At 44.7% G+C, this 25,484-nt stretch carries 21 protein-coding genes and 1 rRNA gene; 9 read left to right on the top strand and 13 right to left on the bottom strand.

Annotated elements, in window-relative coordinates:
* Positions 1–322: 322 nt before the first annotated feature.
* The 3 genes from F6K53_RS14690 (at position 323) to F6K53_RS14680 (ending at position 4,657) form a co-directional block, all read left to right on the top strand.
* Complete coding sequence (locus tag F6K53_RS14690; protein WP_293020060.1) at positions 323–961, top strand: sigma-70 family RNA polymerase sigma factor; 639 nt, start codon at positions 323–325, stop codon at positions 959–961.
* 82 nt (positions 962–1,043) lie between these two features.
* Positions 1,044–2,027, top strand: coding sequence for a DUF1822 family protein (locus tag F6K53_RS14685; RefSeq protein WP_293020059.1), 984 nt, complete (start codon positions 1,044–1,046; stop codon positions 2,025–2,027).
* A gap of 257 nt (positions 2,028–2,284) precedes the next feature.
* Positions 2,285–4,657 carry a CHASE2 domain-containing protein gene (locus F6K53_RS14680; protein ID WP_293073893.1) on the top strand — a complete coding sequence of 791 codons (2,373 nt, stop codon included), beginning with the start codon at positions 2,285–2,287 and terminating at the stop codon, positions 4,655–4,657.
* Between the two features lie 434 nt (positions 4,658–5,091).
* Here the strand turns inward: F6K53_RS14680 and F6K53_RS14675 are convergent, their stop codons facing one another.
* Positions 5,092–6,336 (bottom strand): transposase, encoded by a 1,245-nt coding sequence (locus F6K53_RS14675; protein WP_293081207.1) that lies wholly within the window; start codon positions 6,334–6,336, stop codon positions 5,092–5,094.
* A 313-nt stretch (positions 6,337–6,649) separates the two neighbouring features.
* On the opposite strand from F6K53_RS14675, the gene F6K53_RS14670 reads away from it, so the two are divergent.
* Entirely contained in the window at positions 6,650–7,072 is a 423-nt protein-coding gene (locus F6K53_RS14670) for a hypothetical protein (RefSeq protein ID WP_293043285.1), read from the top strand.
* A 305-nt stretch (positions 7,073–7,377) separates the two neighbouring features.
* Here F6K53_RS14670 and miaB read toward each other — a convergent pair whose 3' ends face one another.
* From miaB to F6K53_RS14655, 3 genes are all read right to left on the bottom strand, one after another.
* Positions 7,378–8,724: a tRNA (N6-isopentenyl adenosine(37)-C2)-methylthiotransferase MiaB gene (miaB, locus tag F6K53_RS14665; protein WP_293019760.1), complete on the bottom strand. Its 1,347-nt coding sequence runs from the start codon at positions 8,722–8,724 to the stop codon at positions 7,378–7,380.
* A gap of 44 nt (positions 8,725–8,768) precedes the next feature.
* Positions 8,769–8,915: a hypothetical protein gene (locus tag F6K53_RS14660; protein WP_293019759.1), complete on the bottom strand. Its 147-nt coding sequence runs from the start codon at positions 8,913–8,915 to the stop codon at positions 8,769–8,771.
* A gap of 564 nt (positions 8,916–9,479) precedes the next feature.
* Positions 9,480–10,907 (bottom strand): carotenoid oxygenase family protein, encoded by a 1,428-nt coding sequence (locus F6K53_RS14655; RefSeq protein WP_293072154.1) that lies wholly within the window; start codon positions 10,905–10,907, stop codon positions 9,480–9,482.
* A 257-nt stretch (positions 10,908–11,164) separates the two neighbouring features.
* Between F6K53_RS14655 and F6K53_RS14650 the strand changes: the two genes are divergently transcribed.
* Positions 11,165–11,383: a hypothetical protein gene (locus F6K53_RS14650; RefSeq protein WP_293072153.1), complete on the top strand. Its 219-nt coding sequence runs from the start codon at positions 11,165–11,167 to the stop codon at positions 11,381–11,383.
* A 3-nt stretch (positions 11,384–11,386) separates the two neighbouring features.
* Here F6K53_RS14650 and gloA read toward each other — a convergent pair whose 3' ends face one another.
* A complete protein-coding gene (gloA, locus tag F6K53_RS14645; protein ID WP_293072152.1) occupies positions 11,387–11,815 on the bottom strand; it encodes a lactoylglutathione lyase in 429 nt (142 codons plus the stop codon).
* 501 nt (positions 11,816–12,316) lie between these two features.
* Between gloA and F6K53_RS14640 the strand changes: the two genes are divergently transcribed.
* Positions 12,317–16,228, top strand: a complete 3,912-nt coding sequence (locus tag F6K53_RS14640) for a HEAT repeat domain-containing protein (protein WP_293072151.1) — start codon at positions 12,317–12,319, stop codon at positions 16,226–16,228.
* Positions 16,218–16,397: a hypothetical protein gene (locus F6K53_RS14635; protein ID WP_293081204.1), complete on the top strand. Its 180-nt coding sequence runs from the start codon at positions 16,218–16,220 to the stop codon at positions 16,395–16,397. Before F6K53_RS14640 ends, F6K53_RS14635 begins: the two co-directional genes overlap by 11 nt.
* Here F6K53_RS14635 and dtd read toward each other — a convergent pair.
* From dtd to F6K53_RS14610, 5 genes are all read right to left on the bottom strand, one after another.
* Complete coding sequence (gene dtd / locus F6K53_RS14630) at positions 16,386–16,847, bottom strand: D-aminoacyl-tRNA deacylase (protein ID WP_293029133.1); 462 nt, start codon at positions 16,845–16,847, stop codon at positions 16,386–16,388. The genes F6K53_RS14635 and dtd overlap by 12 nt on opposite strands.
* A gap of 257 nt (positions 16,848–17,104) precedes the next feature.
* On the bottom strand, positions 17,105–17,233 hold the full coding sequence (locus F6K53_RS14625) for a hypothetical protein (protein WP_293072103.1): 129 nt from the start codon (positions 17,231–17,233) through the stop codon (positions 17,105–17,107).
* A 12-nt stretch (positions 17,234–17,245) separates the two neighbouring features.
* Positions 17,246–17,770, bottom strand: coding sequence for a hypothetical protein (locus F6K53_RS14620; RefSeq protein ID WP_293081201.1), 525 nt, complete (start codon positions 17,768–17,770; stop codon positions 17,246–17,248).
* Positions 17,767–18,561 (bottom strand): hypothetical protein, encoded by a 795-nt coding sequence (locus F6K53_RS14615; protein ID WP_293072104.1) that lies wholly within the window; start codon positions 18,559–18,561, stop codon positions 17,767–17,769. The genes F6K53_RS14620 and F6K53_RS14615 overlap by 4 nt, the downstream gene beginning before the upstream one ends.
* 291 nt (positions 18,562–18,852) lie before the next feature.
* Positions 18,853–18,975: a hypothetical protein gene (locus tag F6K53_RS14610; protein WP_269087016.1), complete on the bottom strand. Its 123-nt coding sequence runs from the start codon at positions 18,973–18,975 to the stop codon at positions 18,853–18,855.
* Positions 18,976–19,076: 101 nt separating this feature from the next.
* Here F6K53_RS14610 and eno point away from each other — a divergent pair, with 101 nt between their 5' ends.
* Positions 19,077–20,375 (top strand): phosphopyruvate hydratase, encoded by a 1,299-nt coding sequence (gene eno / locus F6K53_RS14605; RefSeq protein WP_293046852.1) that lies wholly within the window; start codon positions 19,077–19,079, stop codon positions 20,373–20,375.
* A gap of 3 nt (positions 20,376–20,378) precedes the next feature.
* Here the strand turns inward: eno and F6K53_RS14600 are convergent, their stop codons facing one another.
* Positions 20,379–20,633: a hypothetical protein gene (locus tag F6K53_RS14600; protein WP_293072105.1), complete on the bottom strand. Its 255-nt coding sequence runs from the start codon at positions 20,631–20,633 to the stop codon at positions 20,379–20,381.
* Positions 20,634–20,651: 18 nt separating this feature from the next.
* Positions 20,652–21,710: an N-acetyl-gamma-glutamyl-phosphate reductase gene (argC, locus tag F6K53_RS14595; RefSeq protein ID WP_293029155.1), complete on the bottom strand. Its 1,059-nt coding sequence runs from the start codon at positions 21,708–21,710 to the stop codon at positions 20,652–20,654.
* Between the two features lie 1,799 nt (positions 21,711–23,509).
* On the opposite strand from argC, the gene ribBA reads away from it, so the two are divergent.
* The gene (gene ribBA, locus F6K53_RS14590; RefSeq protein ID WP_293072106.1) at positions 23,510–25,189 is read left to right on the top strand and encodes a bifunctional 3,4-dihydroxy-2-butanone-4-phosphate synthase/GTP cyclohydrolase II; all 1,680 of its coding nucleotides are present in this window, start codon (positions 23,510–23,512) and stop codon (positions 25,187–25,189) included.
* A 170-nt stretch (positions 25,190–25,359) separates the two neighbouring features.
* Here the strand turns inward: ribBA and rrf are convergent.
* Positions 25,360–25,477, bottom strand: a 5S ribosomal RNA gene (rrf, locus tag F6K53_RS14585).
* Positions 25,478–25,484 lie beyond the last annotated feature (7 nt).

The following is a 25,484-nucleotide window of genomic DNA, read 5'->3' as shown; positions in this document are numbered from 1 at the left end:
TGTTAGGTATTAATACTTGAATTCAATTGTTTTTTTTTAACACTAAGTAATTATTTAGTGTATTTTAATGTTTACTATTAACTATTAAGTGTTTTATATTCTATGTTATAAAGTTAATCCGAGTTTCTAGTCCCTCGTTATTAACACATAATAACTAAACTGTCAACAGCTGAATACTGGGTTAGTCTTAACCAAAACTCCGAGTATCCTGGAGTAGTTCAGATTAGAGACCTAAGGCTGACCCTGCATAAGATATGCATACCTGTTTGAAAATAGTATTTTCGGAGAAAGGCAATATCAGCAAAGGCGGAGCGATCGCATTATGACTCAACTATATGAGCAGCTCAACCAGCTAGTGACCGCAGCATGTAGTCATCCACCTGGAAGCGCTCACCGTCAAAGAAACTTAACAAAAATTATTCGTTTAGTCACTAAGAAGCTTTGGCAAGAACATACTCCCTACTATCAAGACGCACTCCAACAAACCTGGATTTACTTTTGCCAGAATATTTGCGAAGGCAAAACCGGTAATCCCTACGACTCTAGCCGTGGCAGTGTGATCACTTGGCTCAATTTCTACTTGAAGAAACGACTCCAAGACTTTCGCATCAAGACTATAGACGGACAAGGTAAGACAGTATCTTCTAGCAAGGGTAAAAATGGTCAAAATGTTGACCCGCTCAATAGTGTGGCCGCTCCACCCGACGTGCCTACCTTACTCGAAGATGTCAGGGAATGGGTGGAAAGGGCGGCTGTTGATAGTGATCTACGCACTACCCATATCAAAGGTAATCCAGAGGTCACCTGCCAAGTCTTAATTTGGCGACGCTTGCCTCCAGAAACTAGCTGGAAAACCCTATCAGAAGAGTTTAATGTATCAATTTCTACATTAAGTAGCTTTTATCAGCGACAATGTTTGCCCCGTTTGCGTAAATTTGGAGAATCGGAAGGATATCTATAATAGGAGGTTCCTTAAAAAGACTTACCTTAACATTAACTTTCTTCAGTCAAGGTGTTCACATCAGTACAGAAACACAATTCCTATGACCTACAACACCCATAACCTAGAACAATTTGCCCTTCCTCTGCCCATTACTCAGAATGCACGCAGGAGTGCTGAGCAATTTGCTAGGCAACAGCCTACCCCTGAAAAAGCTGAGCAAGTTCGACTCAACACCTTGGCTGTCTTGCTTGTCAATGATTACATGCAAATGATGGGGATGACTACAGATTTAAAAGCCTCAGACAGCTGGAACCCTATTATACGCCTGTTAGCTAATGTGGCAGACTTGGAAGTATCCGGTATCGGTCGTATCGAATGCCGACCGATCAAAGTCCAAGATTCCGTCTGCCATATTCCCCCCGAAGTTTGGTGTGATCGGATTGGCTATGTAGTTGTTCAGATTGATGAACGATCGTCGGAGGGGACAGTGTTAGGATTTACTCCAACTGCTGATACCGAAGAGTTACCCATTAGCCAACTACAACCTGTTGATGATTTAATCGATCACTTCCATCAACCTATCTCACAGGTAGTCCAAAGAACAAAGGTAAACTTGAGTCAATGGTTAAACAATGTGGTTGAAACTGGTTGGCAAACTCTCGAAAGCTTGGAAAACTTTTTAAACCCACCCGAACCAATGTTCGCTTTCCGCTCTGTTGGTCTAGAGTCAACTGAAGCATTACCCCTAGAGGAAAATCTTGATGTGGGGATTAGGCGGGCTAAGTTGATTGACTTAGGGCTATTGCTAGCGGGTTCCCCCGTGGCTTTGGTGGTGGAACTTGTCCCAGAATCTGAACTCAAGCAAAATATTCGCCTCAAGGTATATCCCACTGGCAGTAAAACCTATTTGCCTCCCCACCTCACACTCACTGTGCTGGATGCATCCGGAACAGTGTTTCTCGAAGCCCAAGCCAGACAAATCGATAATTACATTCAATTGCAGTTCAGTGGTGTACCAGGAGAGCAATTTAGTGTCGAAGTTGCCCTTGACGATGCCAGGATTATTGAGGATTTTACCATCTGAACCCGTACCGTGGTCTACCGCCAATCTAAGAATTACCGAATTTAGCCATCGACACACCACTGAAAGCGTTATAATTCAAAGTCCTTCAGATTACGGGGATAGATCGGTTATCTGGTGTCTTTTTTGAGATCAGTTTTGAGATCAGTCAGTGGTCAATCCTAAGGCACCGATACACCCTCTATAAACCTCTATCAACCTCTATAAATAGGTAAAATGAGGGGACAAATCACATCTGCAACACAAGTGATCCATGACCAATGACCAATAACACGCGCAGTATTGGGAAATTAGTTGTCTTAAAGATAGGAAATGGTTGTTTTGACCAAGGGTTTCCAGTCACTTTACAGATTTTGGAAGAGGGCAAAAGCCCTTTGTTGGAAATCACTGGCAGGCTACCTCCTGCTCCTGAAATTCTGCAATCGTGCCAAAGTTGGACAACGAGTTATCACAGTTTGGGGTTACGTTCCCGTCTAGAAGCATCAGTGGTACAAGTGACCAATGTATCTAAACTGGAACGGTGCTACAATGCTGCCCAAGTATTAGGCGATCGCTTAAATGCTTGGCTATCCTCAGAGCCATTTCGACCGATTAAGGAGAAATTACTCGAACAACTATTACCCTCGGATGAAATTCGTCTCATTATTCAAACCGAGAACAGTTGTTTACGGCGACTGCCCTGGCATCTGTGGGATTTTTGGGAACGCTATTCCAAGGCAGAAATTGCTTTAAGTGCCTTAAAGTTTGAACCAGTCACTCTAAATCCCAAGCCCCACGCCAAGGTGAGAATTTTAGCAATTATTGGCAATAGTTTTGGTATTGATACCGAAGCAGATCAGAAGTTGCTAGAGGAATTACCTGATGCTCAGATCAAGTTTCTCATAGAACCCAAGCGCCAGCAAGTCCATGAAGCCCTTTGGGAGCAATGCTGGGATATCCTCTTTTTTGCTGGTCATAGTTCCAGTCAAAACAATGATGAAACGGGTCACATTTATATTAATAAAACCGATAGTTTAACCATTAATCAGTTAAAGTTTGGCTTAAAAAGAGCAATTGGAAAAGGCTTAAAAATAGCGATTTTTAATTCTTGTGATGGCTTGGGTTTAGCCTCAAATCTGGCTAATTTACAGATTCCCCAAATTGTTGTGATGCGAGAACCGGTACCTGACCGGGTTTCACAGGAATTTTTGAAATATTTTTTAACCGCTTTTGCTCGGGGGCAGTCCTTCTATTTAGCAGTGCGGGAAGCTAGGGAACGATTACAAGGGATAGAAGATGAGTTTCCTTGTGCAACTTGGTTACCGATAATTTGTCAGAATCCCGCCGCCCCGCCACCGACTTGGAAAGGGTTGATAGATAACCCTGTCCCACCTCCACCTATACCTCCACCTCCACCTCCACCTGTACGTCCTAAGCTGAGCTTGCTCCAGGTATTAGTGAGCAGTTTAGTAATTACATGCTTCTTGATAGTTATACAGCAGCTCAGTTTACTCCAAGGTTTGGAATTGAAAGCCTTCGACCACCTGATTAATAGAAGACCAGCGGAGTTTCCTGATTCCCGTATTATAGTGGTAGAGGTTACTGAAGAAGATATTAAAGCTCAGCAGTCGGATTTAAGACCAGGTACCTCCTTATCAGACCGATCACTCAAACAACTATTAGAAATACTTAATTCCTCTCAAGCCAAAGTAATTGGCCTAGATATTCATCGTGATTTTCCTGTAGCCCCAGACTACCAAGATTTGGGAACGCTCCTAGAGCAAACCGAGAATTTAGTTACGGTCTGCAAAGCCAGTAACGAAGAGGATCAAGGAATTTCACCGCCCCCAGAAGTTCCTAAACAAAACTTGGGCTTTAGTGATGTTGTAGGTGACCCAGACGGGGTGATCCGTCGCCATCTGTTGGCCTTTAACCCTGATCCCACATCAGTTTGTAGTGCTTCCTATGCTCTGAGTACCCAGTTGGCCATGCGGTATCTAGTGGCAGAGGAAATATCTCCCACCTACACAGATCAAGGATATTTACAGCTAGGTGATGTAGTCTTTACACCCTTAACCCATCATACTGGCAGTTATCATAACCTGGATGCCTGGGGACACCAAATCATGCTGAATTACCGTTTTCACCAATCTCCAGAAGATTTTGTGCCCCAAGTCACTCTCTCTCAAGTTCTAAACGGTAAGATCAATGGTGATGCCTTCAAGGGAAGAATTGTTCTGATTGGCGTTACTGCTCCCAGCCGTGAGGATTATTTTTTTACACCCTATAGTAAAGGTAATGACATAGAGGATCAAACACCAGGAGTAATTATCCATGCCCACATGGTAAGTCAGATTATAAGTGCTGTTTTAGATCAGCGACCCCTGATACGGGATTGGCCTACATGGCGTGAAGTAGTGTGGATTTGGGGTTGGTGCCTAACGGCTGGTCTGGTGTGTTGGCGCTGTAAATCCTCCCTACGTTTGGGTGTGTTGCTGTTGGCTCTATCGATTCTCTACGGCTCCTGCTTAGGTCTTGTGAAACAAGGGTATTGGGTACCATTAGTCCCCTCAGCATTGGCTGTGGTGGTTATTGGTGGTTTTATTGTTCTCTATGATCAACCCTCACCACATCGTCTAAAAGTGGTGAAGTAATCTTAGAATTAAGAATTAAGAATTAAGAATTAAGAATTAAGAATTAAGAATTTAGAATTTAGAGGATGTCTGAAAAGTAATTGGCTACGCCAACCGTCTAAGCATAATCCGAATCATGGCAACTCGAATCATGGTTTCAGAAGTTGCTGGTAAGACTTCATAATATGCAGCTTAAACGACGACACCANTATTAAGGAGAGGGTGGGAGGTGTGGGGAGATGGGGAGATAGGGAGATAGGGAGATGGGGAGATAGGGAGATAGGGAGATTTTTATTAAGGGTAATTATCCTGAGCTGCTTGTCATCCCTGAAAGAGGCTACTTGATGTGCGTTCAATAAAAGAGTTAGACATTAGTTTAATTTGAGTTACGGAAACCTGACAGCTGAATGCTGACAGCTGAATGCTGAATGCTAACAGGATAATTCTAATGTGTCTTAACCTTTGAGTGTAAGTTGACACTCCCCGGTCTTTAGACGCGGGGATTCTTCACTCAACGACTCAACTTGCTCAACCAGACCGGAATCAAGAAGAGTAGAGGTCGAATCTCCTGAAGCGTTCGGATCTAAGATCCAAGTTCCTGTGTGCCCCACAGTACTCAAGGCTCTTACCAGTATGTTGATGGCGGCATTATGGTCACGATCAAGCTGACACCCACATTTACAGACATGGGTTCGAGTTGACAAAGATTTTTTCACAACCTCGCCACAACTGGAACAATCTTGGCTTGTATAGGCAGGATTAACTGCAACAGTTACTCTGCCAAACTTCTCACCAAAATGCTCCAACCATTTCCTAAACTGATACCAACCCGCGTCATTAATAGATTTGGCGAGACAGTGGTTTTTTACTAAATTTTTAACTCTCAAGTCTTCGTAGGCGATCAAGTCGTTAGACCGAATTACGCAGCGTGCCAGTCTCTTAGCATGCTCTTCACGTTGCCTGCTTATCTTGAGGTGTGTCCTACCTAGTCTATTAATAGCTTTCTTTCGGTTAGCAGAGCCTTTCTTTTTTCGGTAAACCCGACGTTGATAAAACTTTAAGCGTTTTTCTCCCGTTCTATAAAATCGGGGATTAAGTTCAGTGTTCCCTCTGGAATCAGTATAAAAATCCTTTAGTCCGACATCTAAGCCAATGTTGGCGTCAGCAGGTTCCAGTTGTTCTTTAACATCAACTGAAACACAAAACTGAACGTAGTAGCCATCAGCCCGACGGACTATCCTGACTCGCTTAATTTGTTTTTTATCAAAGCGCCACAAGTCCCATGTACCTTTGAGCTTAAGCTTCCCAATACCCTTTTTGTCGCTGAACGTTATCGACTTTTTGTCGGGGGACAACTTCCAGCCTGACTGTTTATACTCCACCGAGCGGCAATTCTTCTGGAACTTAGGGAAGCCTTTTTTACCAGGTACTTTCTTCTTGCAGTTGTCAAAGAAACGGGCGATTGATGACCATGCCCTCTCAGCACTAGATTGACGGGCGGTAGAATTCAAAGCGTTAGCAAAAGGAAATCTTTTAGCAAGAACGGCACTATACTTGTTAAGGTCAAATTTGCTAACCCCTTTATTATCCATCCAATATCTGAGACAACTATTGCGAATAAATTGAACTGTCCGAATGGCCTCATCTATGGCAGAGTATTGGCGCTTTTTCCCTTTGGCCTTGAATTCTAAAATGATCATCAGTTTCGACCTCAACCGCTTCTATTTTATTCTACAATACTCAGACTAATATTCCGTGCGAGGGATTGCTCGCACGGAATATTTTTTTCACGGCGACTAAAGTCGCTGCCAGCCTTCATCCCCGCTCGCTTTGAGACGGGGTTTTCGGCTTGGGGGAGTTTTATAACGTTTAAACAATTGACAAAAGCGTGCCCATAGCCCATAAGCTGATAGCTGATTGCATATCAAGTAGCACCTCAAGTAGCGCATATGCTTACCAACTAGCGTATAACTTGATATAAGTAGATAATTACAAACAAGAAGGCAACAAGGTATGGAACAGAAAGCAACTGCTTCTACTAAACTAGTCACCGGTAACTTTGTGGTGATCCAGGGAGATATCAATCGCAGAATTGGCGATGGTGGTGCTAGCCTCTGGAAAAAGACTTTCAACACAGAGGGACGCTACAAGGGCGGCGCTGCCATCCTGATGTTGATGGTTAAGGGATTGACAGCAACCGACAGTGATGCAGAGGTCAAAATCAATGATAAAAGTGTCGGTAAGATCTACTCCTACCAGGGAGCTAATCCCAATCATTGGTTTACCCAAATCATTAACATTGGTGCTGGAATCCTGAAGGATGGGGATAATGAGCTGGAGGTTGAGGCCGTAGATTTGCCAAACCCCTCTGCTGGCGACCTCTATAACGATTTTTACATACGGGATGTGGTTTGCTTCTTCCAGCGGGAAGATTAGGAAATATCTATAGCGGAAGTATAGTTTAGGACATAGTTTTTGGTTTAAAGGGAACAGGGAATCGGGAATCGGGAATCGGGAATCGGGAATCGGGAATCGGGAATCGGGAATCGGGAATCGGGAATAGGAAACAGCGGATCTGGGAGCAGAAATTATGTTTTAAGCTTTACTTCGACTGCTATAGTTTCAGTTTCTATTTTTAAGGGGGTAGGTAAACTACCTGATCAGGGTAGTTTACCTACCCCCGCCCGACTCCCAACTCCCGACTCCCGACTACCGACTCCCGACTCCCGACTCCCTATTCCCTATTCCTCTACTCGCTCACCAGTCAAGCTAAAGGCACGAGCTTCGGTAATTTTAACTAGAACTAGCTCCCCTTTCAGGTGATTAATATCCCCAGTGAAGAACGTGAGACGATTTCCTTTGGTTCTGCCCATCACTTGAGTCTTGTCTTTGGGATTTTGGTCTTCTACCAACACTTCCTCAATCCGTCCCAGATAACGTTGCGATCGCTCAGCTGCTTTTACCGCAACTAGGTGGTTAAGACGTTGAAGGCGATCGCATTTGACCTGCTCAGGGAGTTGATTTTCCCACAATGCGGCTGGTGTGCCAGGACGAGGAGAATAGGCAGCGGTATTGAGCTGGTCAAAGCCAATATCATCTACTAGTTTTAGGGTATTCTCAAATTGTGCTTCCGTTTCCCCAGGAAAGCCCACAATCGCATCGGCACTAATGGACGCATCGGGCATATAGTCCCGAATGGTATTAATAATACGGCGATATTTCTGGTGGGTATAGCCCCGTGCCATAGCTTTGAGAATATCGTTATCCCCAGATTGGAAGGGAATGTGGAAATGTTCGCACACTTCCGGCAACTCGTGACAAGCGCGGATTAGCCGTTCTGTAAAGTAGCGTGGGTGACTAGTAGCAAAACGGAGCCGCTCAATCCCTGGGACATTGGAAACATAATACAGTAAATCTGTCAAGGTGTGCTGATGCCGCCCCGATTCAGTCACTCCTGGTAAGTCACGTCCGTAAGCATCAATATTTTGTCCCAACAGGGTGACTTCCTTATACCCTTGCCGTCCTAACTCCTCCATTTCTGCCCGAATTGCTTCTGGGGTACGGGATTGCTCTAAACCTCGGACATTGGGGACTACACAGTAGGTGCAGCGTTCGTTACAACCATAAATTATATTTACCCAGGCGCTAATGCTGCTGTCCCGTCTTGGTTTAGTAATGTCTTCAACAATATGAATTGGTTCTGTAGCAACTAGCTGGTTGCCATCAAATACCTGGTCTAGCAAATCCCCCAAACGATTGGCGTGTTGCGGTCCCATGACTAAATCAACTTCTGGAACTCGCCGCAGCAGTGCTTCTCCCTCCTGTTGTGCCACACAACCCGCTACTACCAGGGTCAGGTCTGGTTGTTGGTGTTTGCGCTTTGCCTGTCTTCCTAGGTAGGAATAAACCTTTTGCTCAGCATTATCTCGAATCGTGCAGGTGTTGTAGAGAATTAAGTCAGCCTCGTTGGGATTTTCTGACCACTGGAAGCCCATATCCTCCAGGATGCCAGCCATCCGCTCGGAGTCGGCTTTGTTCATCTGGCAGCCAAAGGTGGTGATATGGTAGCGGCGGGGAAATGAGGTCATCTTACGTTAAACAGCTAAGGATTGGATCAGGGGATCTCCTCTAATTATAAATTTTCAAACCTACTCCTTTTTCTGATCCCTATGGCAAAGGTGAATTTATCTATAGAATTTCTCAAAGGCAGCAGGGAGTAGGGCGTAGGGAGCAGGGAGCTTCGGAGTAGGGCGTAGGGAACAAATCCTGTGTATTTCATTACTCTGATAAACGCTATATTAACCAGATTTTTTTATGCTTACTTTACCTGGTTTAACTATTTAATAGTATCCGTAAATACACGTATTTTAACTTTTAAACTATTTCAAATATCCCTAAAATTATCGTTTTAATTTTTATAAAAATAAGTTAATCAATTATTTGTTTTAGCAAAAAAACGTTGATTTTATCTTATAAACAATCCTTTTCTATTTATTGACTTTTTTTGCTGATTTTGCTGGGAAAGTTTTGAAGTAATGAGTATAAACTTTGAGCAAGGTCACCACAATGGGTTTTAAAAGCTATATCTTGTTATCTACTCTACTAGTTACTGTTGGTATTAATTTTTACCTAGGTAAGTCTAGTTTTCGAAAGGGATACCAGTCTGATTCTGTTGAACAGCAATTACTAGCTTTAGAGGAGGAAAGTTGTCCTCCAGGAACCGGACGACGAGATACTTCTGATTGTTTAAATTGAAATCCTTTATCCTTAAAAAAATGGCTATATACTGCATTAATTAATAGCTACAGTTCAGGTTAATTTATCAGGTAAATTAAAAATATTACTACCTGGATTTCCACTGACCATGAAAGCTGAAGGGGATAACCTTTGGTAATCCCAGACGACATATAGGTTCTTGATTTAGGGTGTTTCTACTAAATACCATCACTTCACTGGTATCAGAATTTCCGTCATACACAACTGTTAATATCCAACCCTGGTCATGATTCAGGCTATCCGGTGCATAAACGGGTTCCGAGGGATAGCGATTTTCCCCTAAATCAGCGACAATCAAGGTGCCAGTTTTGTGCTCAAAACATCCAATTGCACCATGCAATTCTTTACTAATATCGACGACTTCGCGATGTAGTGATAGATAAGTATGAGATGAGAATTGTCCTACTCGCTGTTGCGGCACCACAGGAAATTCACAGCTTCTATCGAACAACTGTTGTAACTGCACTACCTGACCAGTGTCAGGATTGAGTCGGGCTTGCCACAGGGTTCCTTTCGCTTTGGTTTTAGTTTGACCAGTGGGAACTTCTTTCAAATACTGATTGGTCTGAAAGTCACCATAACGGACAAAATCAATCACGATCAAGCCATCTTTCTCCACATAGCCATTGCTGAAGTGCCACTGATACCAGGGTTCAGCTTCACCGCGACTGACTTCACTAAGGCTGTCACAATCTACGATAATAATTTGGGTTGACTTATTTGGGTGCCACTCCATAGCATCACCATAGCTGCACCAACCCAGAGCTACTTTCAGGAAATTCACTCGCACTGGGGGTACAAAAAATACTAGATACTGCCCTGCGAGGACAAAATCATGGATGAAGGGGAAACCCTCTAGCTGTACTGACCCTTGTTGGATAATTTTGCCAGTGGAGTTGCTCTTGTAAATGTTGAGTCTGCTATTAAGTTCAGGGGTCAGTCCAAAGTTGAAAATCTCTCCAGTTTTGGGATCAATCTTGGGATGGGCAGAAAAGCTTGCTCCTTTGCCTAGGCCAGATAAGTCATCAGTGCCTCTGGTTTCTAAGGTCTGCAGGTCTAAGGCATGGGGATGACCACCTTCCCAGAGGGCTAACAATTTATCAGGTAATGGTAGCACTGAGGTATTGGCAGCATTTTTAACTGGCTTACTCCAGCGTTTCCAGATTGGTCCTGGTGTTGTCATGCCATAGTTGGGGTACAGTAATTTCTCAGCAGCAGCTTCTGCTTGATAGCCAGAGGTTTGGACGTAGCGATAAACTCCTGTGGCACCAGCAGGGGTAAAATGTACTGCTAAAATTGCTCCATCACCATCAAACCAATGTCCAACCGGTACACCACCTCGCTCTAACCGTGCAGGACCATTTCTATACAGAGAACCTCGCAACCCTTCTGGGATTTTGCCAGAGATGACCGGGAGGGCAGTAGGCGGAAATTCTGTTGCCGGTTTTGCGATCGCATTCGCCCAGCCTTTTGTTGTAGATGCTTGAGGGATCATTTTTCAAAGGGAATAGGGAACAGGGGTAAGAGTGTGGGGAGATGGGGAGATAGGGAGATGGGGAGATAGGGAGATCTCACAGGGGTAGGTTTTTTACATTTGGGTCGGGAGTCGGGAATCGGGAGTCGGGAATCGGGAGTCGGGAATCGGAACCCACCCCTAACCCCTCCCAGGAGGGGAAGAGCGGGAAATGGGGAGAATTATCCCGGCAACTAGTGTGTCTTTTGATACATATTTTTAGGAATTTATACGTAGCGATGCAGCGCGGTCTTGGGGGTTTCCCCCATGAGCGACTGCATCAAGACAATCAAAGTACCTACTCGCCCCTTTGTAAAAAACCTACCCTTATGAGGATAGGGAGATGGGGAGATGGGAAACATTTTTATAGGGTTTCCCATACTTACCAGCTAGATTCAATTTTCTTATTCCGACTCCCGATTCCCGATTCCCGATTCCCGACTCCCGACTCCCGATAGTTATTACCCAGCTACTGCTGTTGCTTCTGGTTTCTGGGCAGACTCCTGATCTTTGCGCTGGATCAGTTCAATCTTGTATCCACTCGGGTCTTCCACAAAAGCAATCACTGTTGAACCGTGCTTCATCGGTCCTGGCTCCCGCACTACCTTACCACCAAGAGATTTAATTTGGTCGCAGGTTTGGTAGATATCGTCTACACCAAGAGCAATATGACCGAAAGCATCCCCGATGTTGTACTGATCAACCCCCCAGTTATAAGTTAGTTCAATAACTGTGTTGTCAGATTCATCCCCGTAGCCTACAAATGCTAAGGTAAATTTTCCCCCTGGAAAGTCCTTCTGACGGAGCAGCTTCATGCCTAGGACATCGCAGTAAAACTTGATCGATTCCTCAAGATTGCCGACTCGCAGCATTGTGTGTAGCATTCGCATTAGCTTAGTGTCTCCTGTTGAATCAGCCAATTCCGTTCTATTGTATAGCAGTTGTTAGAGGGAGTAGGGAGTAGGGAGTAGGGAGTAGGGAGTAGGGAGTAGGGAGTAGGGAATCGGAACCCACCCCTAACCCCTCCCAGGAGGGGAACGGGAATCGGGAGTCGGGAATCGGGAATCGGGAAGAAATCCTGTTTACCTGATGAGTATCAGAATTGCTATAGCATTTTGCTTTGATATCTGAAATATAATTGAGAACCCAGCGCTATCCCTCGAATTCTGATCAAGGTCGGGTTTGGGGTTCCGGCCACTAGACCTGGCAGAGTTTACGAGCTTCTTGTGTCTAGAATAGAGTTGATTATTCTACAGTTCATTTAGCGATCGCATTTTCCCACTCCCGATTCTCGATTCCCGATTCCCGATTCCCGATTCCCGATTCCCTACTCCCTGTTCCCTTCAACCTTCAACCTTCAACCTTCAACCAATTAACCTTCAACCTTTAAGATGGTCACTTGGGATCCCTATCTAGCATCAATCCGTCAAGAGTACGCCCAATGGTGGCACGTTTATACCCTGACCGATGTCGAAGACCGCAAGCGCAAGGAGCAGCAAGCAACCCCTGGGCTGTTTAACTTTGACCTGATGGTGCAAACCATCAAGTCCGAGCAGCCACAAATAGACGAAAATCGGGAAGAAACTGAGCGGTTGCCTGTGCTGGCAGGATTGCGGAAGTATGCTGCGGAGCATGTTTTACTGGTGGGACGTCCGGGGTCCGGTAAATCCACAGCCTTAGTGCGATTGTTGGGGGATGAAGGGATACAAGACAAAATTCCAGTACTGGTGGAACTGCGATATTACCAGACATCCGTGTTGGAGTTAGTGAAGCATTTCCTAGAAAGCCATCTTGGTCAACCGCTGGACTCGAAGGAGATCGAAAAACTACTGTTTGATCGACAATTCTTGCTACTGATCGATGGCGTAAACGAGCTACCGTCAGAAGCAGCACGCCTGGATTTGACTAAGTTTCGGCAGAAATACCAGAAGACTACTCCCATGATTTTCACCACTAGGGATTTAGGAGTTGGTGGTGACTTAGGGATTGAAAAGAAGTTGGAAATGCAACCCTTGAGTGCAGCCCAAATGTCGGAGTTTGTCCGAAAGTATTTGCCACAACAGGGGGAGCAAATGCTTAACCAATTGGGCAATCGCTTACGGGAGCTTGGGGAAACTCCTCTACTATTGATGATGTTATGTTCCCTATTTCAAAATAAGGGAGAGATACCGTCCAATCTGGGGTTAGTGTTTCGCTCATTTACCCAGTTCTATTCGGAAAAAATCAAGCAAGATGTTAACGTTTCCGAGGAATCAAGAGAATTTTGGCCAGACCTGCTGCAACAGTTAGGGTTTGTGATGACAACAGGGGATAATCCCAAAGAGATTACCGTTGCTATTCCCAAAACAAAAGCCCAGGAAATTTTAACTGACTATCTACGTCATAATAATTTTACCGATCCTGATGTTCGCGCTAGGACGTGGCTAAAGGACTTACTCAACTATCACTTGATTCAACAATCAGGAGATTTGATTGAGTTTCGACACCAACTGATCCAAGAATACTATACAGCAGAATATTTATTGAAGCAATTACCACGTCTTAGTGATCAGGAGTTGCAACAGAACTATCTCAATTATTTGAAGTGGACAGAATCTCTGGTTTTGATGCTGCAATTGGTAGATAATGAAGCCGAAGCCCAGCGGGTGGTAAGGTTAGGATTAGCAGTGGATTGGCAACTGGGAGCGAGATTAGCAGGAGCAGTAAAACCAGAGTTTCAGGAGCAGACTGTTGGGTTGGTGGCTCAGTTAGAGATTCCGAAGTTACTTAAGGTTGAGCTGTTGGGAATAACTGAATCAGATAGAGCGATACCTGAGTTAACTAAATGCTTGGATGATGACGACTCTTCTGTGGGTATTATGGCGGTATATGCTCTGGAAAAAATTGGAATAAAAGCCACGATTAACCGTTTAATTAAATTCCTAGATGATGACGATTCATCTGTTCGCATAAGGGCGGCAGAAGCTCTAGAAAAAATTGGCACAGAAGCCACGATTGAGCCTTTAATGAAATGCCTTTATGATAACGACTCATCTGTGCGGAGAAGTGCAGCAGAAGCTCTGGGTAAAATTGGTAGAAAAGCCACGATTAACCCTTTAGTTAAATGCCTGGAGGAGGATGATGATGATTCAGATGTGCGTAGAAGTGCGGTAGATGCTCTGGGCAAAATTGGGACAGAAGCCACGATTGAATCCTTAATTAAATGCCTTGATGATAAGGACTCATCTGTCCGTAGAAGTGCAGTCGATGCTCTGGGTAAAATTAGGACAAAAGCCACGATTAAACCGTTAATTAAATGCCTGGATGATAAGGACTCATCTGTGCGCATAAGTGCGGCAGATGCTTTGGGTAAAATTAGGACAGAAGCGGCGATTCAACCGTTAATTAAATGCCTGAATTATCACAATGATTTTGTGCGTACAAGTGCAGCAGATGCTCTGGGTAAAATAGGGAAAGAAGCAGTGATTGATCCGTTAACTAAATGGCTAGATAATGATAATTATTTTGTGCATTCAAGTGCGGCATTCGCTATGGTAAAAATGCGGATAGAAGTAGCAATTGAGCCGTTAGTTGAATATTTGGATTATCCAGAATCATCTGTGCGGAGGATGGCGGCAAGAACTCTGGGTGAAATGGGTACAGAAGAGGCAATTCAGCCGTTAATTAAATGCCTTGATGATGACGACTGTATTGTCCGGAGAATAGCAGCATCTGCTCTGGCTAACATGAGGACAGAAACCACGATAGACCCGTTAATTAAATGCCTTGATGATGACGACTATTTGGTGCAGTATAGTGCGGCATTTGCTTTGGTAAAAATGGGGAAAAAATCAGGAATTAATAAGTTGCTGAAATGCCTAAATAACCCAAATATTGTTGTGCGTATATTTGCAGCAAACACTCTAGGAGATATTGGAAAAAAAAGGTTCATTTATCCGTTAATTAAATGCCTTGATGATGAACACAAAGCTGTGCGTTTTAGTGCGGCATTTGCTTTATATAAAATAGGTGAACAAGTACCGATTGACCCATTAATTAAATGTCTTGATGATGAATGGTCATCTGTACGGATAATGGCGGGAAAAGCTCTGAGAAAAATTGCTCGAGAAACCACTATTACTAAACTGATTAATCTCCTTAACAAGGCAGATTTAGCAGCAACTAGTAATGTCATCAATTTTTATGACACTATAAATGTTCTTAGCGCCATTCAACAGCGCTACCAAGTCTACAACCCAATCTATTGTCCCAAACCCACTCCCAAAGCCGATCCTCCCAAATTCATTGCCACTAAAACCATATACATCCTCCACCTCTCGGACCTCCACATCACCACCCTTGACCAAGCTACCCTTTGGTCAAACCAACTGGCTCAAGACCTCACCCAAGACCTTGACATCCCTCACCTTGATGCTCTTATCCTATCGGGTGATATCGCTAATTATTCCACTACAGAAGAATACCAGGCCGCACAACAGTTTCTCCACAACTTCCGCCAAGAGTTTCCCCTAGACCCGAAGCAAATTGTTCTAGTTCCCGGTAACCATGACCTGAACTGGGAACTATCAGAAGACGCTTATGATTTACGCGATCGCAAAAAATACCAAGGTAAACTCGAAGAGGGTCACTACATCGAAGAAAGTCCACGAGCGATTTGGGTTCGAGATGATACCAAATACCAACAACGCTTTGCCCACTTCAGCCAATTCTATCAAGCTATCAAAGGTCAAGCCTATTCCCTAGACTATGACGAGCAAGCCATTATCGACCATTTCCCAGAGCAAAACTTGCTGATCCTAGGACTAAACTCTGCTTGGCAACTGGATCACCACTTCAGAGCCCGTGCTAGCATCCACCCAGGTGCTCTGAGCAAGGCCCTGACCAAGATTCGCCGTAACCCAGACTACGTCAACTGCCTGAAAATAGCCGTTTGGCACCATCCCCTGAATAGTGACGGAAGCGATAGGATTACCGACCAAGGCTTCATGCAACAACTCGCTGTTGCTGGATTCCGTTTGTTCCTCCACGGGCACATCCACAAAGCCCAAGCCAGCCTTTTCCCTTACGACCTCAGCCGAGATGGGCGCAAACTCCATGGAATTTGTGCTGGCACCTTTAGCGCACCGACCTTTGAACTACGATCCGCTTATCCCTGGCAATATAATCTACTGAAAATTAACGATAATCAGCTTACTGTCTACACTCGCCGCCGGGAAGAAGAAAATGGTGCTTGGAAACCTGATTCACGGTGGACTCAGGGTCCAGGACTTGGTAGTTTGGATTATTATTCCATTGACTTGTAGGGAGTCGGGAGTCGGGAGTCGGGAATCGGGAGTCGGTGTAAGACGAAAATTTACTGTACCTCGTCAGTATGATAAACGCTATAAAAATGTTTCCCATCTCCCCATCTCCCCATCTCCCCAAACTTCCCACACTCCCTGTTCCCTGTTCCCTGTTCCCTTAGCGCACTAATGCCTCTTTCTCCAACAACAGTGTCACAGGACCATCATTCTCTATACAAACCTCCATCATAGCACCAAACTCACCAGTTTCTACCCGCAACCCACTCATCCGTAACTTATCCACAAATAGTTGATATAATGCCCTAGCGTATTCTGGAGCAGCGGACTGACTAAAGGAAGGGCGACGTCCTTTGCGACAATCTCCATAAAGGGTAAACTGGCTAACCACCAATAGCTCACCACCTATATCCTGCACGGACTTTTCCCAACGGTCATTACCAGTAGTCTCGTCTGGAAATAGCCTTAAGTCTAGACACTTTCGCACCATCCAGTCTAATTCAGCTTCCGTATCAGTATCCGCAATACCGACTAGTAGGTTAAGCCCTCGCCCTATTTTCCCAATCACTGTTGTTTCTACTTCGACTTGGGAGGATTTGACTCGTTGGATGATTACACGCATATGTAGCAGTTCTCAATTGGCTGAGGTATTTCGTCCTGGGTTTTAGGGAACAGGGAGCAGCGGATCTGGGAACAGTAGGAAAAAGATCTGAGTGTTTTTAGGTGTTATGATCAATGCCTATCCTAGACTGATTATACTCAATAACTAGTTTAAATGAGCGATTACCCCTTAAATAGCAAGGGATTCCACAAAGGTACTGTATCAATACAATAAAAAGCAATTTTTATGAAAATTGCTTTTTTAAATCACTAAAAGCCTTACTTAGTAAGCTTCCGAGCAATTATTTTATACTCATTTATAATCGCCACACTAGGGAACCATTTCTTCCCGATTCCCGATTCCCGATTCCCGATTCCCTGTTCCCAGATCCGCTGTTCCCTGTTCAACACTTCTAATTCCTAAAACCTAATTAACGATAATACCAAAAGAAAGCCAATTTCTAACAGATAAGTAATGCAAACGCTACGGTTTAATAAACCATCCCAAAGATAGCCTTGGCGTTTGGGAATATTACTGCGCTTAAAGGTACGACTCCAGCCAGTAAAAATAGCTGGACTGCGCAAGTTAAACTCCTGAGTCAAAATTTCCTCAATTTCTACCAAACGGGGATAGAAACCGCGCTGGAAGTGCTTCCACTGACTTTCTAGAATCCAGAAGAACAGGGGAATAGCACACCCAATCAGGGCAATGCTATTCTGTTTTTCTTTTAAGACCATGCGCACAACCACACCAGTGGCCGTAATCCCCAAGGCTTTAATCACCCAGATTTGTTTGTTGTAATCTTCTACAGTAGTTTGCAGGAAAAAATATTCCTGTTTGAGCAGATTTAGCTCAAATTCTGATCGCTTAGGGTGGCCAACGGCCAATCCCGATGGGGTTTGAGGGTCGATGGGTGATGGGCTAGACATAACGTTGGTGTTCAAGTAGATACAAAGTGTTGCTTGTGCAAAACCTTTTGCATCGCTGTCATCTGAGCTTTGACCTGTTGCAACTGACTTTGAAGTTGCTGAATATCTTCCGATGGTAATGATACTACTTCAGAATGGGATTCAAGCCCAGTATGGGTTTGACTATTACCCACACCAGTTTGCATTCGCGTAGCGTGGCCTACGGCCAATCGCTTGTACTCAAAGGTTTTGGCTGGCACCTTCATCACAGATTTAGGGGCTGGTTGATATTCTCTCGACCCACTCTTAGTAACCAGTGGTTCACGGTTTGACTCGAAGCTAGAACTAGTATAGACGGTATAGTTAATTGGCTGCTGTGGCGATGTCTGATTGTCTATCTGATTGTCTATCTGATTGTCTATCTGATTGTCTATCTGATTGTCTATCTGATTGTCTAAAGGCTTGTGTTGAGGAAGGTTCTGCTGGGATTCTGAAAGCCTAAGTTTTTCTAATAATTCTTCCTTTTTCTGAATTTGTTGTGCTAGATCTGATAGCTGTGACTGAAGTTGCGATGATTGTTGAGCAGACTTTTGCCATCCTGCTATAGCTACACTGGCCATACCACCTCCCAGGCTAATCACCGTTGCCAAGGTAAGGTAAGGCGTTGCCGCATCTCGCACATGACCGTAGAATAGTTGCTCCTCCTGTACTTTAATGGATATTGGCTTAGCACCGAACCAGCCTACGGGTAACGTCAGCGCAGCAAATACTGTTGCTGAAATCAATGCTGGTCTAAACACAAATTTATGAAGTGGGGAGGAAATCATAGATGATATTATTGCCCTTAACAACAGGTCAGTAAGAGTCCCGAAACCCTAGTCATCTTAACTAGTCTTCCCCTAGCTTATTTAAAATAATTTTGGTTTGTTGTGAGCCAACTCTAAAATAATTGTGATTATTTTCAGCAATTTTCGTGAGCCATATCACCATTAGTATGGTCGAAATATTTAGGGCGATTATATCAACAATACTCTAGGTATAGAAAACTGTGTAGTGTTGATGTTCCAGACCTTAAAGTGGCACAATCTCATCGTAAGCATTAAGTTATCAGTACCCAGTTATAACCACCAAGGAGTCAGCTTTTCAACCATGGCTGTTCCCGTAGCGTGCGCGTAGCGCTTAAGCTGATAGCTAATAGCGGATAGCTCACAGCTCCTAAGGGCTGAGATGGCTGACATCATTGATTAACTAGGAGATTGAAAAGAAGTGACATTCCTTTCTTTTCCTAGAGCGATTTAACGATTAAGGCAGTTGCAATCTTTAGATAATTAGAGGAAAAAGCATGTTGACTAAATCAGAAACTGCAATTGCGGCAATTGATGCCAGAGAGATATTAGATTCTCGTGGACGTCCGACAGTAGAAGCCCAAGTGCGCCTTGTTAACGGTGCCGTGGGAATTGCCCAAGTTCCCAGTGGTGCTTCTACTGGTACTTTTGAAGCCCATGAACTACGAGATAATGATCCCCGTCGCTACGGTGGTAAAGGGGTACTCAAAGCAGTATCGAATATCAAAGAAAAACTCGCCCCGGAGCTATTGGAAAACGATGCTCTCAACCAAATGTTGGTTGATCACAAGATGATTCATCGGGATGGTTCCGCCAACAAAAAGAATATGGGAGCAAATGCCATCTTAGCGATTTCCCTAGCTACAGCTAAGGCGGCGGCGGCCAGTAAAGGACTCCCCCTCTACCGCTACTTAGGCGGACCACTAGCTAATCTACTACCAGTTCCGTTGATGAATGTAATCAACGGTGGTGCTCATGCGGATAATAATGTGGATTTTCAGGAATTCATGATTGTACCAGTGGGAGCACAGTCATTTCGAGAGGCTCTGCGCTGGGGAGCTGAGGTTTTTGCCGCCTTGGCTAAGGTTTTGAAAGAGAAAAAATTGCTTACCGGTGTGGGAGATGAAGGTGGCTTTGCTCCCAACTTGGGGTCAAATAAAGAAGCGCTAGACTTATTGATTGCCGCTATAGAAACATCTGGGTATAAGCCAGGGGAACAAATCGCTTTAGCCATGGATGTGGCCGCGAGCGAGTTCTACAAAGATGCTCAGTATGTCTATGATGGCGCATCTCACTCCCCAGAGGAGTTTGTTAACTATCTAGCTGAGTTGGTGGGGCAATACCCCATTGTTTCTATTGAAGATGGACTCCACGAAGAGGATTGGAGTAATTGGCAGTTGCTCACTGAAAAACTGGGTTCCCGTATTCAGTTAGTGGGTGATGACCTATTTGTTACCAATCCCACCAGGCTACAAAAAGGTATTGATGTCGGTGCGGGTAACTCGATCTTGATTAAGCTCAATCAAATTGGTTCCTTGACCGAAACTCTTGAAACCATTGACTTAGCAACTCGCAACGGTTTCCGTTCCGTGATTAGTCACCGTTCTGGGGAAACCGAAGATACTACTATTGCTGATCTTGCTGTTGCTACTCGTGCCGGTCAAATTAAAACAGGTTCACTGTGCCGTAGTGAACGGGTGGCTAAGTATAACCAGTTGCTGCGGATTGAAGATGAATTAGGCGATCGCGCCATTTATGCTGGAACTTGTGGCATGGGCCCGCTGTGTCAGGGTTGAAGGTTAGGAGGTTAGGAGGTTAGGAGGTTGAAGGTTGAAGGTTGAAGGTTGGAGGTTGAACGCGATTCCGTGGCCTTTGGCCAAGGTTGAAGGTTGGAGGTTGGAGGTTGGAGGTTGAACGCGATTGCGTTGCCTTTGGCCAAGGTTGAAGGTTGAAGGTTGAACGCGATTCCGTGGCCTTTGGCCAAGGTTATTTGGTGGGGAGTGTGGGAAGAATGGTTTTTTCCTATCTCCCCCTACTTCTGGTATCTTCTGCACATCCGTCCCACAACCGATTCACGGATAAAAACTCAGTTGAGGCAAGCCTAGGGTTTCGTCCCAACCCATCATCAGATTCAAACACTGTACAGCTTGACCAGCTTGACCTTTGAGCAAGTTGTCGATGACTGACATGACGATAACTCGGTCAGTTCGGCTATCGACTTCTACCCCTATGTAACAAAGATTAGTGCCACAAGCCCACTTGGTTTGGGGATAGGTGCCACTGGGTAACACGCGGACAAAGGGAGAGGCGCGGTAAAAGGCTGTGTAAATGGTGAATAAATCTTCCCTGACTAGTCCCGGATCCTGCAATGTGGCATAAACGGTAGCTAGGATTCCCCGTACCATGGGAACGAGGTGGGGTGTAAATTGCACCCTGACTTCATGACTGGCTAAATGACTGCAAATTTGCTCAATTTCTGGGGTATGGCGGTGATGGGTCACGCCATAAGGGGCTAGAGAGCTGTCGGCTTCTGCTAGTAAGAGATTGGTTTTTGCCTTGCGTCCACCCCCAGAGGTGCCAGATTTAGCATCGATAATGGCAGTGTCTGGAATAATCAGACCCTGTTTGAGCAGGGGAGCAAGGGCGAGTAGGCTGCTGGTGACGTAGCAACCAGGACAAGCGACTAATTGGGCAGAGGAAATGCGATCGCGATACAGTTCCGGTAAACCATAAACAGCAGTAGCAGCGGTTTCTTGGTCGTGGCGCTCTCCACCGTACCAGCTTTTGTAAGTTTCAAGTTTACTAAATCGATAGTCAGCTGAGAGATCGAGAACTTTTAATCCTTTTGATAACAGTGATGGTGCTAGCTTATGGGCTAAACCGTTAGGCAAGGACAGAAACACTACCTGACAACGGGATACAATAGTATTTATGTCAATAGGCTCAATGGTTAAATTAACACGATGGCCTAGATGAGGGTAAAGCTCGGCAAATCCCTTGCCAGCACTGCTTTCTCCACCCAAATAAACTATATCGACTCCTGGGTGATCCATCAAGAGCCTTACAAGTTGTACGCCACCATAACCAGAAGCACCAATTATGCCTACTGGTAGGCGTTCTAAATCCCCCATCATGTTCCTTTCCTATAGGTTGACACTCCCCGCTTTAAAAAGACGGGGATTCCTAGATCTACGACCGGCCTTAAACCTCCGTGTCCAAATGGCAATATCTAAACCTGAATCCCGTCGAGACCAAGATTCTAGTCAGTTCACGAAAGACCCAGCGGGCTAGTCTCGCGATAGCGTTTAGTTACTTTCAGCAAAAGTGCCTTATAAAGTCCGTTACTTTCCTGTTTCACTTGGTTTCGGCGTGCCGGAGACGAAACCTTAGAAGAGTGGAGCCTTAATAAAAAAGTTTTAACCCTTCTATGCATAGCCTGTAACCCTTAAAGGCTCCACTCTTCTTACGGTAACTTCTAACCCCGCCGTACCATTCTCTTTTCTCAGGTCGTATCTTTGCTGGGTTCACACACCAATTGTTAGTTGATGATTGGGTTTTTAAAGAGGACTTTCCCTACCCTCCGGGCATTTCTTCTTTAAGGTCAAACAATTGCGGGTCTCTGACCCGGTTGTGCCATCGCCAAAGGCGACGCTACGCGAACGGATTTTCAGCCTGTACCCATATCTAAATAATACTCTAGCGCACAAGTATTGTCAACCTTTTTAATGGAATTGCATCTAGGCGACTTTAGTCGCTACCTGGCTTTCATCCCGGAGACGAAACCTTAAAATAAGGTTTGAAGTTACCGTAAGGAGAGTGGAGCCTTAATCATAAAGTTTTAACCCTTTTACCCATAACCGACTAACCATAAAGGCTCCACTCTCCTAAGGTTTCGTCTCTGGCCTTAATCATAAAGTTTTAACCCTTTTACCCATAGCCGACCAACCATAAAGGCTGCCTTATTTTTGCGGTAACTTCTGACCCGGTTTAAAAACACGGGGCTTTCAGCCTGGAGCAGTACCGTAAGAGCTTTCACATCCTCCCCCACTAAAGGCTAATTGCTAGCTCAGTGGGAGATTCTCAACCTTGGGGCTGAGTATACACCTGCTTGCGGGACTCTTGACTAGACCAAGAACAACCTCAGTCCCTGTCAGACCCTCTCCACAGGTATTTTCATCCACTGTCTTGGGCACAGTGGCTCGCTTTTCTACGTCCTGTTTTAGCACTATTTGTGCAGCTGCCACATTTGTTAGTCAATCCGATCACTAACAAAAATTATCCCCTAGCAACGGATCGTAAAAACTTAATAAGTGTACCCTAATCCCTCAGTTATTGGCAACATTTTAGTGCCACAAGACCAGTTGTGATTTCGTAAGCATTCAGCTATCAGCCCTTAGGGGTCAGCTTAAAACAAGCTATCCGGCTGAGGAGTTCAACGGACTCAAAGCCAAAGACTATAAATTCCTCGCTCAGGGGAGGGAACTGATATTAAACGAAGACTTACCTGTTTCATTCAAAAGCACCTCAAGCAGCACCTCAAGTAGCACCTTAGCTGATACCTGACGCCTGAATGCTTAGGTAATTTACCAAATCACAAGGCGCTGACATCGGAACCTGCTTCTGGTGATTAAAAGCGTGGTCTATCACCAAGCAAGCCGCCGCACTTCGATAGACTATACTAGTGACCAAGAACATCTAACCGGGTGCATCTCATTTTTGTAAAAAAGAAGGGAAGTTTGGGAAGTCTGGGGAGAGGGGCGGGGGCGCGTGGGAAGTGTGGGAATTTTCGGGGGAATTTTTGCCTAATTTCAGGCATTGAGATGCACCCATCTCACCTAAGCGTCAAGTGTCAAACTTGGGAAAATGAGCTAGGATCATGGTCCCATTGATTTCAAGCCCATTCATTAAATTAAACAAAAGCAGCAAACAAGTGGAATCCACGAAAACTGATGTGTATAAGTTTGATAGCATTGATGATGCTCTGGCAGACCTGAAATCAGGTCACGCAGTGGTGGTGGTTGATGATGAAAATCGGGAAAACGAAGGAGACCTAATTTGTGCTGCACAATTTGCTACCCCTGACATGATTAATTTCATGGCAGTGGAAGCACGAGGGTTGATTTGTCTGGCGATGACAGGGGAGCGCTTGGATGCTCTAGACCTTCCGCTAATGGTGAGTAACAACACGGACACTAACCAGACAGCGTTTACCGTGAGCATTGATGCAGCACCCCACTTAGGGGTGACGACTGGTATCTCGGCTGAAGACCGTGCTCGTACTATCCAGTTTGCGATCAACCCAGTAACGAAACCCAGTGATTTGCGACGACCTGGTCACATTTTTCCCCTCCGTGCTAGAAAGGGAGGGGTATTGAAACGGGCTGGTCATACGGAAGCAGGGGTTGACTTATCAAGACTTGCAGGTTTATACCCAGCGGGTGTGATCTGTGAAATTCAGAATGCTGATGGCTCCATGGCTCGCTTGCCAGAGTTGATTGAGTATGCCAATAAGCATCAACTCAAAATTATCAGTATTGCTGATTTAATCAGTTACCGCCTCAAACATGACCGCTTTGTTTTTCGAGAATCCGTTGCCCAATTACCCAGTAGTTTTGGGAATTTCCAGATTTACGCTTACCGCAACACCTTAGATCACTCGGAGCATGTTGCCATTGTAAAAGGAGACCCGACTCAGTTCAAAGAGCATCAAGTGATGGTGCGGATGCACTCAGAATGTTTAACGGGAGATGCGTTGGGCTCTCTGCGCTGTGACTGTCGAATGCAACTACAAACGGCTCTGAAAATGATTGAGAATTCCGGTCAGGGAGTCGTGGTTTATTTGCGGCAAGAAGGCCGAGGGATTGGTTTGGTGAATAAGTTGAAAGCCTATTCCTTACAAGATATGGGACTGGATACCGTAGAAGCAAATGAACGTTTGGGATTCCCTGCTGACCTGCGAGACTATGGCATGGGAGCACAAATTCTCAATGATTTAGGAGTTAAGAAAATTTGCTTGATTACCAATAATCCTCGCAAAATCGCTGGTTTAAAAGGTTATGGATTGGAGGTAGTGGGTCGGGTCCCATTGTTGATTGAAGCTAATGACTACAATTCTAGCTATCTGGCAACTAAAGCACAGAAGCTGGGTCATCTGCTGTTGCAGACCTATCTAGTTACGGTAGCGATTCATTGGCAAGACCAGCCCCAGCAGGTGACAGAACGTTATGAGCGTTTAGAAAAGTTAAGGTCTCTAGCTCATAGCCAAAACTTATTATTGCAGGAGGAGTCAAGACCTGTAGCGTCCGCAGTTTTTGAGAAACCTGCTTTAATCGTACACTTGGGCTTTGATCAGCCTGAGCTAGCAGCACTAGATTGGTACCAATCCAGTCAGCATCCCTATGTAAATGCGATCGCTAATATTTTAGACAGCGTGATTGAATGGCCTGAGCTAAGATGCTTGGAATTTCTAGTCTCTTCTGGACACGATCCACTGACAAGTTTACAAATACTTTTAGACCGAGAGAAGTTTCCCTTTACGAAGCGACCATCTTCAGTGTGTGAGAATTTAACAACTCAGAAAATTTATAGTTTTGATCGCTCAATAAAGTAATATGAATTATTGCTTTTAGTCCTCAGTTATTACTTAAGTTATTACTTATTGGTTAACCCAACACCCATGCTAATGATTTAATCTATTTTAATCTCTGTGGTTGCTTAATATAGAAAAAGCCCCTTGCCAGTTCAGACAAGAGGCTTTTTCTATATATTAAATAATATATATCCTGGCACTGAGCTATTTTAGCAGGCAGCTACCCACCAACTATCTTCGCCGCAGCTACGTTTCACCTCCGAGTTCGGGATGGGGTCGGTGTGGTTCCGTAGCGCTATAAGCACCAGGAAGGTAG

The sequence above is a fragment of the Moorena sp. SIO4A1 genome (assembly GCF_010672065.1).
In the GTDB taxonomy this organism is placed as follows: domain Bacteria; phylum Cyanobacteriota; class Cyanobacteriia; order Cyanobacteriales; family Coleofasciculaceae; genus Moorena.
The sequence above is the reverse complement of the archived record's forward strand: the minus strand, read 5'-3'. Positions and strand labels throughout refer to the sequence as shown.